At 41.5% G+C, this 13227-nt stretch carries 13 protein-coding genes; 4 read left to right on the top strand and 9 right to left on the bottom strand.

Translation table 11 applies throughout. The annotated features are described in order from the left end of the window. Nucleotides 1-19: 19 nt before the first annotated feature. From RB215_RS08655 to RB215_RS08640, 4 genes are all read left to right on the top strand, one after another. Nucleotides 20-1063 carry a UDP-glucose--hexose-1-phosphate uridylyltransferase gene (locus tag RB215_RS08655; RefSeq protein ID WP_192532089.1) on the top strand — a complete coding sequence of 348 codons (1044 nt, stop codon included), beginning with the start codon at nucleotides 20-22 and terminating at the stop codon, nucleotides 1061-1063. Continuing rightward, nucleotides 1063-2208, top strand: a complete 1146-nt coding sequence (gene galK / locus RB215_RS08650) for a galactokinase (protein WP_309216224.1) — start codon at nucleotides 1063-1065, stop codon at nucleotides 2206-2208. The genes RB215_RS08655 and galK overlap by 1 nt, the downstream gene beginning before the upstream one ends. 41 nt (nucleotides 2209-2249) lie before the next feature. Continuing rightward, on the top strand, nucleotides 2250-3812 hold the full coding sequence (locus RB215_RS08645) for a sodium/sugar symporter (protein WP_011328444.1): 1563 nt from the start codon (nucleotides 2250-2252) through the stop codon (nucleotides 3810-3812). 135 nt (nucleotides 3813-3947) lie between these two features. Continuing rightward, nucleotides 3948-4922 (top strand): aldose epimerase family protein, encoded by a 975-nt coding sequence (locus RB215_RS08640; protein WP_197182547.1) that lies wholly within the window; start codon nucleotides 3948-3950, stop codon nucleotides 4920-4922. 59 nt (nucleotides 4923-4981) lie between these two features. Here the strand turns inward: RB215_RS08640 and RB215_RS08635 are convergent, their stop codons facing one another. The 9 genes from RB215_RS08635 to RB215_RS08595 form a co-directional block, all read right to left on the bottom strand. Beyond that, entirely contained in the window at nucleotides 4982-5185 is a 204-nt protein-coding gene (locus RB215_RS08635; RefSeq protein WP_309216223.1) for a hypothetical protein, read from the bottom strand. Between the two features lie 106 nt (nucleotides 5186-5291). Further along, nucleotides 5292-6779 carry a bifunctional 2-methylcitrate dehydratase/aconitate hydratase gene (locus RB215_RS08630; protein WP_309216222.1) on the bottom strand — a complete coding sequence of 496 codons (1488 nt, stop codon included), beginning with the start codon at nucleotides 6777-6779 and terminating at the stop codon, nucleotides 5292-5294. Between the two features lie 409 nt (nucleotides 6780-7188). Then, complete coding sequence (locus RB215_RS08625) at nucleotides 7189-8454, bottom strand: RidA family protein (protein WP_208833874.1); 1266 nt, start codon at nucleotides 8452-8454, stop codon at nucleotides 7189-7191. 188 nt (nucleotides 8455-8642) lie between these two features. Beyond that, nucleotides 8643-9227 (bottom strand): HupE/UreJ family protein, encoded by a 585-nt coding sequence (locus tag RB215_RS08620; RefSeq protein ID WP_179807373.1) that lies wholly within the window; start codon nucleotides 9225-9227, stop codon nucleotides 8643-8645. A 59-nt stretch (nucleotides 9228-9286) separates the two neighbouring features. Continuing rightward, nucleotides 9287-9925 (bottom strand): urease accessory protein UreG, encoded by a 639-nt coding sequence (ureG, locus tag RB215_RS08615; RefSeq protein ID WP_089368417.1) that lies wholly within the window; start codon nucleotides 9923-9925, stop codon nucleotides 9287-9289. Between the two features lie 30 nt (nucleotides 9926-9955). Further along, nucleotides 9956-10663: an urease accessory protein UreF gene (locus RB215_RS08610; RefSeq protein ID WP_197108153.1), complete on the bottom strand. Its 708-nt coding sequence runs from the start codon at nucleotides 10661-10663 to the stop codon at nucleotides 9956-9958. Next, nucleotides 10653-11165, bottom strand: a complete 513-nt coding sequence (ureE, locus tag RB215_RS08605; protein ID WP_197108154.1) for an urease accessory protein UreE — start codon at nucleotides 11163-11165, stop codon at nucleotides 10653-10655. The genes RB215_RS08610 and ureE overlap by 11 nt, the downstream gene beginning before the upstream one ends. 20 nt (nucleotides 11166-11185) lie before the next feature. Next, entirely contained in the window at nucleotides 11186-12889 is a 1704-nt protein-coding gene (ureC, locus tag RB215_RS08600; protein WP_309216221.1) for an urease subunit alpha, read from the bottom strand. Beyond that, nucleotides 12889-13221, bottom strand: a complete 333-nt coding sequence (locus RB215_RS08595) for an urease subunit beta (RefSeq protein WP_011328434.1) — start codon at nucleotides 13219-13221, stop codon at nucleotides 12889-12891. The genes ureC and RB215_RS08595 overlap by 1 nt, the downstream gene beginning before the upstream one ends. Between the last annotated feature and the right edge of the window lie 6 nt (nucleotides 13222-13227).

Raw genomic sequence — 13227 nt, 5'->3', positions numbered from 1 at the left:
AACCACATTTGAGATACTTATGGATACAATTTTTGACCCTACTGAGCATCCACATCGTCGCTACAATCCATTGATTGACGAATGGGTGTTAGTTTCACCGCATCGTGCCAAGCGACCTTGGCAGGGACAAGTTGAAACTCTCGATGAAGACGTTAGAGAAAGTCATGATGAAAGCTGTTTTTTATGTGCTGGTAATACTCGCATAAACGGTGAGGTTAATGACAACTATAAAAAAACTTATGTGTTTACTAATGACTTTGCAGCTCTGAAAATTGATACTCCAGAATTTAAAACAAATGATCCGCTATTTAAAATGGCCACAGAGCAAGGCGAAAGCCGTGTTATTTGCTTCTCTCCAGATCACAGCAAAACCTTACCGCAACTTAGTATTAGCGCTATTACCGACATTGTTAAAACGTGGCAAAGCCAGTGCTTAGAGTTAGGCGAAAAGTATAACTGGGTGCAGGTATTCGAAAACAAAGGGGCGATGATGGGGTGCTCAAATCCGCATCCGCATGGCCAAATTTGGTCGCAGCAGCAATTACCTACTTTGGTAAATAAAAAACAACATGCGCTGAGCGACTATGCTAAAAAATATAACAGTAACTTATTACTTGATTACGCTCAGCGTGAAGCGCAGTCGGGCGAGCGTGTTGTTGTTAAAAATGAAGATTGGCTGGTGGTTGTACCGTACTGGGCAGGCTGGCCATTTGAAACCTTATTATTACCGCGTTTTGCGTTAACACGTATGGTCGACTTAACCCCAGAACAAGCGGTAACTCTAGCCGATGCATTAAAACAAATTACCACTAAATACGACAATTTATTTAATTGTTCGTTCCCATATTCTATGGGCTGGCACGGCGCGCCTTATGATGGGCAAGAGCATAGTGAATGGCAGCTTCATGCAAGCTTTTTTCCACCATTATTACGCTCAGCTACTGTGCGTAAATTTATGGTGGGTTACGAAATGATGGCTGAATCACAACGTGATTTAACCCCAGAGCAAGCAGCACAAAGATTACGTGATGTACCAAACGTACATTATAAGGAGGCTAAGTAATGCCAAGAACTACAATGCTTATTAGCCAATTTGAACAACATTTTAATTGCCCGCCAGAACAGCTATTTCATGCACCTGGGCGCGTTAACCTCATTGGTGAACACACAGATTATAATGATGGTTTTGTGCTACCCGCTGCGATTAATTTTGGCACCGACATTGCTGCAAAAGCACGAGCTGATCGCAACATTAACGTCTTAGCAATTGATTGTAACAGCGAAACCAATAGTTTTAGCCTAGATAAAATAGAATTTAGCCAACAACAAATGTGGGTTAATTATATTCGCGGCACACTGCAAGCATTAATGCAAAGCTATCCAAATATTAGTGGCGCCGACTTAGTGGTATCGGGAAATGTGCCACAAGGTACAGGTTTGAGTTCATCAGCTAGTTTTGAAATTGCTCTTTTAAAAACGTTTGCAACATTAAACAATATTCCGCTCGATGGTGTTAAAGCGGCACTTATGGGACAAAGTGCTGAAAATAACTTTGTCGGCTGTAATTGCGGCATTATGGATCAATTAATTTCGTCGATGGGCAAGCAAAGGCATGCCATGTTGCTCGATTGCAGAAGTTTAACCTTTGAATATGCTGTGATTCCAAAGGGAATGTCGTTAGTTATTGTTAACTCTAATGTTAAAAGAGGGCTGGTCGACAGCGAATACAATACCCGACGCGAGCAATGTGAAGCTGCAGCAAAGCACTTTAATAAACCGGCATTGCGCGATGTTACTCTTGAGGAACTAGAAGCAGAGCAAGCTAATTTACCGCCATTAATATATAAGCGCGCTAAACATATAGTCACTGAAAATACCCGTACCGAATTAGCTCTCAAAGCGCTAAACGTCAATGATATGGTAACCATGAGCCAACTTATGGCACAATCGCACCTATCAATGAAAAATGATTTTGATATTACTACCTCTCAAATAGACTTTTTAGTGGATATTACTGCTCAAGTTTTAGGCGAACAAGGCGGAGTGCGTATGACCGGTGGTGGTTTTGGTGGTTGTATCGTTGCTTTAACACCGGATCATTTAGTTGAGCAAGTACGTAACACTATTGACACACATTATTATGCAAAAACAGGGCTTCAAGCAGACGTTTACGTATGCCTGGCTTCTCAAGGTGCTTTTAGTAATTAATAAAACACAATAAAAATCAATAAGACAACAAGGTTAAAGTTATGAAATTACAACCGCTCGACATTGCCATATTTTTTACTTATGTGGTGGGGTTATTAGTACTCGCGCTGTGGATCTCGCGAGAGGAGAAAGGTGCCAGTAAAAATACTGAAGACTACTTTCTTGCTAGTAAAGCACTGCCTTGGTGGGCAATTGGTGCATCATTAATTGCTTCAAATATATCGGCAGAACAAATTATTGGCATGTCTGGTTCGGGCTATGCGATTGGTTTAGCTATTGCATCTTATGAGTGGATGGCAGCAATTACCTTAATTATTGTAGGTAAATATATGCTGCCGATATTTCTTAAAAATGAAATATTTACTATGCCGCAATATTTAGAGCAACGCTTTGATAGCAAAGTTAAAACAGTGTTAGCGCTGTTTTGGCTAGCGGTATATGTATTTGTAAATTTAACCGCTGTTTTATGGCTTGGTGGTTTAGCAATAGAAACCGTTGCCGGTGTTGACTGGATGTACGGAATGATCTTTTTAGCCTTATTTTCAGTCGCTTATTCACTTTATGGTGGTTTGAAAGCCGTTGCTTATACCGATATTTTACAAGTAGTACTGCTGGTATTTGGTGGCTTGTTTTTAAGTTACTTAGCACTAGATGCAGTGGCAGATGGCGACGGAATAATAGCAGGTTTTGGTGTTTTAACTGAGCAGCTACCTAACCACTTTGATATGATTTTAAGCCCAGATAGCCCGCATTATATGAGTTTACCTGGTTTATCAGTATTAATTGGTGGCCTGTGGATAATGAACATTAGCTACTGGGGATTTAATCAATATATTATTCAGCGCGCACTTGCCGCTAAAAACCTTAAAGAAGCACAAAAAGGTATTGCCTTTGCTGCCTATTTAAAATTATTAATGCCAGTAATTGTAGTGTTGCCAGGTATTGCTGCGGTTGTTTTATACCCGCAACTTACCACGCCAGATCAAGCGTATCCGTCTATGATGGCGTTAATGCCAACAGGTATTAAAGGTCTTATTTTTGCTGCATTAGTGGCGGCAATTGTTTCATCACTTGCCTCTATGACTAACAGTATTTCAACTATTTTCACTATGGATATTTACAGCAAGTTAAAACCAGGTAAATCACAAAAACATTATGTATTTATAGGCCGCTCAGCTGCATTAATATCTTTAGCTATAGCCTTGGTTGTGGCAGAGCCATTATTAGGTAAGTTCGATCAAGCGTTTCAATATATTCAAGAATTCACCGGTTTCTTTACTCCAGGTATCGTAGTGATTTTTGTAATGGGTATGTTTTGGTCAAAAGCCAGTTCAGCGGGTGCGTTAGCTGCGGCAATTGGCTCGGCTGTATTCTCAATCCTGTTAAAAGTTTACTGGGTAGCGCTGCCATTTATGGACAGAGTAGGCTTAGTATTTTTACTGTGTTTAGCATTGTGTGTAATTGTATCATTAGCTAAGCCAGATAAAGGCCAAGACAGTAGCGTTAGCCTAGACGATGTTAACTTTAAAACCTCAAGCAACTTCAACATAGCGGCATTGGGTGTAGTTATCATCTTAATCGCTTTGTATACTACTTGGTGGTAATGCAGAATGCTTACTCAGTGAGTATGACAGCCATAGCTATCTGCTCACGTGTTTAACGCAAAATATAGTGAATCAAAGCAGCTTAGGTTGCTTTGATTTTTTTGTGTTCTAATAGACATAACAAGAAAACAGTAAATGAATCAATTACACAGTTATATATTAAGCAATGAGCAAGGCATGCGGGTCGAAATATTAAATTATGGCGCGCGGGTTAAATCTATTTTATTTCCGGTAAACGATACACCCACAGAAATGACAGTCGGGTATGCCGATAGCAGTCGTTATTTAACCGATACTTATTATTTAGGTGCTACCTGTGGTCGCGTTGCTAATCGTATTAGTGGTGCGAGTTTTGAGCTTGAAGGTGAGCAATATTTACTGAGTAAAAATGATGGTGAAAATTGCTTACATGGCGGTGCGGATAACTTTTCTCTGCGTTTTTGGCAAGTGCAATCGAGTACTGCCAACGAAGTGATTTTGAGCTTAAGCTCAGAAGATGGCGACCAAGGTTTTCCTGGCAAGGTTGAAATGCAAATACGTTATCTTTTATCACATGATAATAAGTTGACTATGAGTTTTAGCGCAACCACAAATAAAGCAACCCCTATTAACGCTACTAATCATTGCTACTTTAATTTAGGTGAGCAAAATTGCTTGCCACTCACGTTACAAATAAATGCGGCCAGCTATTTAGAGCGTGACAATAACAGCTTACCAACTGGTAGAGTGTTAAGTGTCAAAAATAGTGACTTTTGTTTTGACCAACCGGTTATTATTGGCCAGCGTCTGCAGTCAGCTCAGCACCCACAACTAACAGGGCCAACAGGGTTTGATCATTGTTTTGTTATAAATCAGCCACAAGCAAACAAAGCAGCAGCGGTATTAAGCTCATTACGCAATAAAGTTAAAATGTCGTTGTACACCGACCAAGCATCTATACAGCTTTATACTGGTGCATTTTTAGCCGCACCATTAAGCCCTGATCAGGGAGTGTGTTTAGAAGCGCAAAATTATAGCGATGCAGTAAACTTTCCAGATTTTGAAAACTCAATACTAAAGCCGGGCGAAGTTTATAATAAATATATTAGCTATCACTTTGAAAATATTTAAATAAAGCTGTGCTAATACATAGCACAGCTTTATTGGCTATTTAGTATAAGGGCTATGAGCTATTTTTTAACGGTAATATCTTCGAGTATCTTTAAAATAGCCTGATTACTGTTTAATTTGGCTAAATCGATTAGGTAACTTTTTTCAAGATCTTGCATAGGTTGCTTTGTTAATAGCGCTTTTACTGACTCTTCTTCTGCATTTACTATGGCGGTTTTTAACGCTGCAAAGTTTGCGATACTGTGTTCATTTTGCTCAGTCATATTAAATCCTCTTATTGGCGCGAGTTGTGACTTTTAAAGTTATGGCCTTAACTACTTGGCCATACAATTAAATTTACGCGCTTTAATAAACTAGCCAGCGGTGTACTTACTCAATAACAAATAAGTCCATAAAGCTATTTACAGGCATGGCCTCAAGCGCTGTTTGATTTTTACAAAGCGTGAAAATAGTGTGGCATTGTTGATTTTCAAAGCGGGATGCTAAATTAGCTTTAAATTTTTGCTCCAATAGTGGTATCCCTTCTTCACGACGGCGACGATGACCCACAGGGTATTCTATAACTGTGTCCTCGGTGCTACTGCCATCTTTAAAGAAAACCTGAATAGCATTGGCGATAGAGCGTTTATCATCCTCTAAATATTCTTTGGTAAAGCGTGCATCTTCTACAATGTGCATTTTGTTGCGCAGCTCATCAATAATCGGGTGTGCGTTATGAAATTCGTCTTCGTAATGATCAGCGGTTAAATTGCCAAATATTAACGGCACTGCAATCATGTATTGTAAACAATGATCGCGATCGGCTGCGTTAGCAAGGGAACCCGTTTTTGAAATAATACGAATGGCCGACTCGTGAGTACGCACAACAATTTTATCAATATCAGCTAACCGATCTTTTACCTGAGGATGTAAAATAACCGACGCTTCAGCGGCTGTTTGGGCATGAAACTCAGCAGGAAACGATATTTTAAATAAAATATTTTCCATAACATAACTGCCGTAGTCTTGGGTGAATAAAAACTGCCGTTCGGCCTCAGGTTTAAGTGCTTGGTCTTTGTTGGTTTTAGAAAAAGAGACATCATAAAACCCCCATTGCGGGGCTGTTAACACGCTTGGAATGCCCATTTCACCACGCATAGATATATCAGCTAAATGAACAGCTCGGGAAGTTGCATCGCCAGCAGCCCATGATTTACGAGAGCCTGCATTGGGTGCATGCCTATAGGTACGCAGCGCTGAGCCATCTACCCAAGCTTGTGATATAGCGGCCATAATTTGTTGTTTATTGCCGCCCATCATTTTAGTGGTAACCGCAGTAGATGCAACCCGTACTAATAATACGTGGCATAAACCCACCCGATTAAACGAATTTTTTAGCGCTATTACGCCTTGAATTTCATGCGCCATGATCATGGCTTCTAGCACTTCGCGCATTTTTAAAGGTTGTTCACCCTTGCTCAGTCTCACTTGAGATAGATGATCAGCAACGGCTAAAATAGCACCTAAGTTATCTGACGGATGACCCCATTCGGCGGCCAACCAAGTATCGTTATAATCGAGCCAGCGAATAATACAGCCAATATCCCATGCCGCTTTTACAGGGTCGAGTACCAAAGATGTGCCCGGTACGCGTGCACCATTAGGCACAATAGTACCTGCTACTATAGGGCCGAGGAGTTTGCTGCATTCAGGAAATCGCAGCGCTAATAGCCCACACCCTAAAGTGTCTATTAAACAGTTACGGGCAGTATTGAGTGCTTCCTTGCTGCTTACTTTATAATTTAATACATAATCAGCTATATCTTGTATTACATGGTCGTAATCAGGGCGATTATTAATATCTACATTATTACTCATTTTTTATCCTTATTCGTTTAATGTTAACGATTAGAATGTGCACTGAGTATTTAATACATATTTATTAAACACTTTTATTTTTAACTAGTTTACGTTTCAACCATAGCACGAGCCGTTACCAGCTAATAGGGAAGCAGGTAAACATAATGTCGTATATTTAAAATACACTTATGACTAGGTGAAATTATTATGTACACAGAAATATTGGGCAGCTTTTGTATTCAATATTGTGCAATCTGTATTTAATTACCTAAATTCAAGATAATAGTGGAGACGCAAAAATTAAAAAGGGCAGCGTAGAGATCCGAGTGGATTTTGCGCTGCCCTTATTTATGCAAACTTAACGTTTAAAGTCATGTTTGTATTTAGTTGGTGATTAATCACCATTGCTTATAAACCCAGTTTACAATTATAACTTAGGTGGCGTACCTTCAGCGTTAGACACTACCGCATCAATTTGTACTAGCGCGTTCATAGGGATAGCTGATACGCCTACCACAGTTCTTGCTGGCAAATCACCTTTAAAGAAGCTGGCGTACACTTTATCAATAGCGGCAATATCGCTAATGTTTTTAACTTGAATGTTAACTTTTACAAGGTCGTCCATAACATGATCAATACTCTCTACAATGGCTTTAATATTGTTTAAGCACTGTGTTGCTTGTGTTGTTACGTCATCAGCTACAAGATTAGCCGTTTTTGCATCAATGGGTAATTGTGCTGAAATATGGTTGTAGTGCGAAAATGCCACTGTTTGTGTAGATAGGGCATTAATTGGTGCATTTTGTGTGTTACTTGCTCTAATAATAATGCCGTGTCTGTCCTCAACTGCTTGTGGTGGTGTGCCATCTCCATGGGATATAACTGCATCAATTTGTACTAAAGCATCCATAGGTAGTGCTGCAACAACCATGGTTGATCTTGCTGGTACGTAAGCTACAGCTCTGGCAATAGCTGAGTCTGGAAAAAAGGTTGTATAAACTTCGTTTATTGCGTCAATATCTGCCGGGTTTTTAACAAATATATTTACCTTAACTATGTCGTCAAAGGGTACGTCAATACTCTCTAAAATAGCTTTAATATTACTTAAACACTGTTTAGTCTGATTTTTTATACCACCGGTTACTATTTCTCCCGATTTAGGATCGACAGGTAACTGAGCAGAAATATTATTGTAATGAGAAAAAGCAACCGTATGCGTAGATACTGGGCATATAGGTGCATTATTGCTATTTTTTGCTACTTTAATTAAATCGCAAGGCGCTTGTGGTGTAGTGCCTTCGCCATTAGAGATAAGCGCATCCATTTGTACTAATGCCCCCTCTAGCGGTAAAGCTGCCACGGCAACTGTTGTGCGTGTTGGTAAGTAGTCTTGGAAGAAACTAGCGTATACGTCGTTTACAGCATCAATATCTGTGATGTTTTTTAAAAACACATTAATTTTAATCACATCGTCCATAACATGATCAATACTTTCAATAACCGCTTTAATATTTGTTAAACACTGTTTTGCCTGTGTTTTTATATCATCAGCCACAATGTTACCGCTTTTAGGATCAATCGGTAATTGTGCTGAAATATTATTGTAATGCGAAAAAGCAACTGTTTGTGTAGCTACAGTGCAGCTTGGTGCATTATTGGTGTTTCTTGAAAGCTTTATGATTGTGCCGCTCATCTTGATATTTCTCCTAGCTGAGATAGTTATAATGAGGTTTAAATTGACCACATTAAAAGTGGGTTTATTCTCGCAGACTATCTAGCTGCTGCTCGATAGTCATTGATTTGAAGGTAAGGGTAACCATAGCATCAACTATGTTAGCGACAGTAAAGCTACCCTAATGGGGATAATAAATTCAGTTGCTATTAGCCAACTGCCAATACGCCACCAATTACAGCAACAACACCGCCAAGTGCACGGGTAGCGCGGTTATCAGCTTTTAGCATAAGTGTGCCTAAACCACGACCAATAAAGGTGATAGCTAAAGTAGCAATAACAAAGCCTGCCATGTAGCTCAATATACTTGCGCCTTCAGCCATTTCTGCACCGTGGGCATAACCATGTGTAAGCATAAATAAAGCGACTAAGCTTGCGCCTAATACGGTTGGTAATTTAGCCATAGTGGCAATTAAAATACCGGCTAGTAATACGGTCATTGCAATACCGGTTTCAACGCCTGCAAAGCTTAAGCCACTCCAAGCAAGGGCCGCACCTAAAACCATGCCGCCAACTACAAATAATGGCGCGCCGCGTTTCATTGCTGTGCTTTGGCGAATACTCCAAAAGCCAATTGCTGCCATTGCTAATAAGTGGTCAATACCCATAAGTGGATGTAACAAGCCACTAAGAAAACCGTTATGGGTTTCAACGCCATGACCAGGGTGGGCTAAAGCTGCAGTAGCTGTTAGCATTAGGCCTAATCCCATCAGTAATTTGGTCATTATTTTCATACTATTCTCCGTTTATATTTTTTACTATTGAATTGTGTTTTGATTAAAAGTTGTGTTGCTTAATTAATACTATTTGGTTTGCCAGGTCGGCGTTCAGGTAACATGCCTTGCTTTAAAATAAAGCTGATGATTTCTTCTAAGCCAACACCATCGTAAAGGTTAGCAAAAACGAAAGGGCGTTCACCGCGCATTTTTTTCGAGTCACGTTCCATTACCTCTAACGAAGCATGTACATATTCTGCGATATCAATTTTATTAATTATTAATAAGTCAGACTTAGTGATACCTGGGCCACCTTTACGTGGAATTTTGTCGCCAGCAGACACGTCAATCACATAAAGTGTTAAATCAGAAAGCTCTGGGCTGAAAGTAGCTGATAAGTTATCGCCGCCAGATTCAACCAGTACTATTTCTAAATTGGGGTGGCGTGCTTGTAAGTCGTCAATCGCAGCTAAGTTCATAGAAGCATCTTCACGAATTGCCGTATGTGGGCAACCACCTGTTTCTACTCCTAAAATACGGTCCGCTGGGAGTGCGTCGTGTTTAAGTAAAAAGTCAGCATCTTCGCGGGTATAAATATCGTTTGTAACCACGGCTATATCATAGTGATCTTTCAATGCTTTACATAATTGACGTAATAAAGCTGTTTTGCCAGAGCCAACTGGGCCGCCAACGCCGATTCGTAAACAATGTGTCATTGCTGTTTTCCTTGTGTATATAGAAGCGTATTAGCTTCGAAATAATCTTGAATATTGTGTTTCGTGCTGTGCACTACCAAGCGCTAAGCCAGGCATAATTGGCCCAAGTTGGTCGTCGGCTAATGCTAATGCAGTGTCGATTGCGATAACCATTTTAGGTCGTAATTGCTCAATTAAACGCTGCGCTGCCGTGTGCCCAAGCGGCATTGCTTTACAGGCAACCGCCAGTTGGTTTTCTAACCAGCCCCAAACAAACCCGAGTAAGCTTTGGCGTACTGGAATTTGTCGTTGTTGGGCTAACCAGGCAAAAACGGTGACATAACCTGGGTCTTGCGGTAATGCTGCATGACCTTGCTCGATTTGTGGCTGTAACTGTAAACTGTTGAGCAAACGCATCAGGGCTAAGCCTAAGCGAGTATCTTCATCGCTTAATTCGGCAGTTTCACGATTTGCATGTAGCCATTCGTTCCAGTAGCTTAAACCTTCGCTGTCGCTTTTAGCCCAGCAGTTTTGTAGCCGAGCAAGTACCGGTAATTCGCAGCGCGTTAAACCGTCGTCAAGCACACCTTCTAACCATTCGCCAAGTTGTTGCTCATTAGTAACCCAGCCAAGTTCAAACGCGCTTTCTAACCCCTGAGACCAAGCAAAAGCACCAATTGGCAGCGCAGGGCTGATCAATTGCATCAAGCCTAATAATGCCAGATCACTGCTTTGTGTTGGCTCAGTATTAGTGTGCATGAGTATGACCATCGGCATGTGAATGTTCATGGGAGTGAGCATGCGATTGCTCACGACCCGCGTGTGCATATGCACCAGATTCTGGATCAAACGGTGCTTGATGGTGCGTTAATTGCGCGCCTAAAAGTACCGCTAACTCTTCTAATACATGATCTGGCGGAAAACGTATCCAATGGCGACCATCGGCATCAACGCCAATTGCAAGTGACACATGGCGGTTACCTAAGTGGTAACATAAACGTGCCAAAGGCAAGCCGTTTTCTATGTATGCAGTGGTAACCGGCTCATCGGCAGCGCTAATACTAAATACTTCGCCGCTGCTGGCACGCAGTAAATCGCCATTTCGAAGCACTGGGCCACGGTCAAGAAATAAACCAACATCATGACCATTGTCAGTCACTGCTTTTAGGCGACCACGAATACGTAACTCGTATGGCAAGGTGAGGGTGTCAAACACAGCATCTTGTGTGTTGCTATCTATTCTTTTTGTTAATTCAAACATTAAATTGTCCTAAAAATGGATTAAAACAAATGGTAGCGCTGGGCTAACGGTAATTCAGTCGCAGGTTCGCAGGTAAGTAATACACCGTCAGCGTGAACCTCATACGTTTGCGGATCTACCGTTAATACCGGGCAAGCATCATTGAGCTTCATATCGCATTTACGCACTTGTCGCACATTTTTACAGGCCACAAGCTGGCTTTTCAAACCGAGCTTTTCTTCAAGCCCAGTATTCATAGCAGCTTGGCTTACAAAGGTCATACGTGTTGCACTTACTGCTTTACCTAATGCACCAAACATACGGCGGTAATGTACTGGTTGTGGTGTAGAAATAGCTGCGTTTGGATCGCCCATTGCCGCACCTGCAATCATGCCGCCTTTTAATATAATTGATGGTTTAACCCCAAAAAATGGCGGTTTCCACAGTACTAAATCTGCAAATTTACCCACTTCTATTGAGCCTACTTCATGGCTTATACCGTGAGTGATGGCTGGGTTAATAGTGTATTTGGCAATGTAACGTTTTGCGCGAAAGTTATCGGCGCCCAGTGCTTCATCTTCTGGTAATAAACCACGTTGCACGCGCATTTTATGAGCGGTTTGCCACGTACGACACACTACTTCGCCAATGCGACCCATGGCTTGCGAGTCAGAGGACATCATCGAAATAACGCCCATATCATGAAGAATATCTTCGGCCGCAATTGTTTCACGGCGAATACGTGAGTCGGCAAAGGCTACATCTTCAGGAATGGTAGGGTCGAGGTGATGACAACCCATCAACATATCAAGGTGCTCATCCACGGTATTAATAGTGTATGGGCGAGTCGGGTTAGTTGACGACGGCAACACATTAGGCATAGCACAAGCAACAATAATATCAGGGGCGTGGCCACCACCGGCACCTTCAGTATGGTAGGTGTGGATACAACGATCTTTAAATGCCTCTAAAGTATCTTGCACGAAACCAGATTCATTGAGGCTATCAGCATGAATGGCAACTTGAATGTCGTAGCGATCGGCAACATCTAAAGCATTGCTAATAGAAGCGGGTGCTGCGCCCCAATCTTCATGAATTTTTAAACTCATAGCGCCGGCTTTAATTTGTTGCTCAAGTGCTTCGGGAGTACTTGCGCTGCCTTTACCTAGAAAACCAATATTAATCGGTAAATCGTCCACGGCTTGCATCATTTTGCCTAAATGCCATGGCCCCGGTGTATGTGTTGTAGCTACTGAGCCTGTTGCTGGGCCAGTGCCGCCGCCAATCATGGTGGTTAGGCCACTCATGAGCGCTTCGTCAACTTGTTGTGGGCAAATATAGTGCACGTGGGTATCAACGCCACCGGCGGTCAAAATTTGACCTTCACCGGCAATAATTTCGGTACCTGGGCCAATAATAATGTCTATATCGGGCTGTGTATCAGGGTTGCCAGATTTGCCAATAGCAGCAATGCGGCCATTTTTTAAACCCACGTCGGCTTTAATAATACCCCACCAGTCGATAATCACTGCGTTAGTGATAACCGTGTCCATAACGGCGTCATCACAGCGTTGGCTTTGACCCATGCCATCACGAATAACTTTACCGCCACCAAATTTTACTTCTTCACCATAATGGGTATGGTCGTGTTCTATTTCGACCCATAATTCGGTATCACCTAAACGAATTCTATCACCCGTGGTTGGGCCATACATGTCAGCATAGGCTTGACGAGATATTTTCATTACACGCTCTCCTGTTTAGGTTTATTGTCTAAAGGTCCCATTACTTCACCACGAAAACCGTAAAGACGACGTAAACCTGAATAGGGGATCAAAGATACTTCACGGGTTTGTCCTGGTTCAAAGCGAATTGCTAAACCAGCAGCAATAGCTAAGCGATAACCATAGGCTTGCTCGCGATCAAAACTCAGTGCTGGGTTACTTTCGGCAAAGTGGTAATGAGAGCCAACCTGTACAGGTCGATCCCCTTTATTAGCAACATTAATGGTGATGCTTTTACGGCCAACACACAGTTCAATATCGCCACTTTTTAGTTGATATTCACCTGGAATCATAACGAA

Origin of the sequence: Pseudoalteromonas sp. HL-AS2 (assembly GCF_031198805.1) — a bacterium.
In the GTDB taxonomy this organism is placed as follows: Bacteria; Pseudomonadota; Gammaproteobacteria; order Enterobacterales; family Alteromonadaceae; genus Pseudoalteromonas; species Pseudoalteromonas nigrifaciens.
Note: the sequence above shows the minus strand (reverse complement) of the source record. Positions and strands in the feature narration are given on the sequence as shown.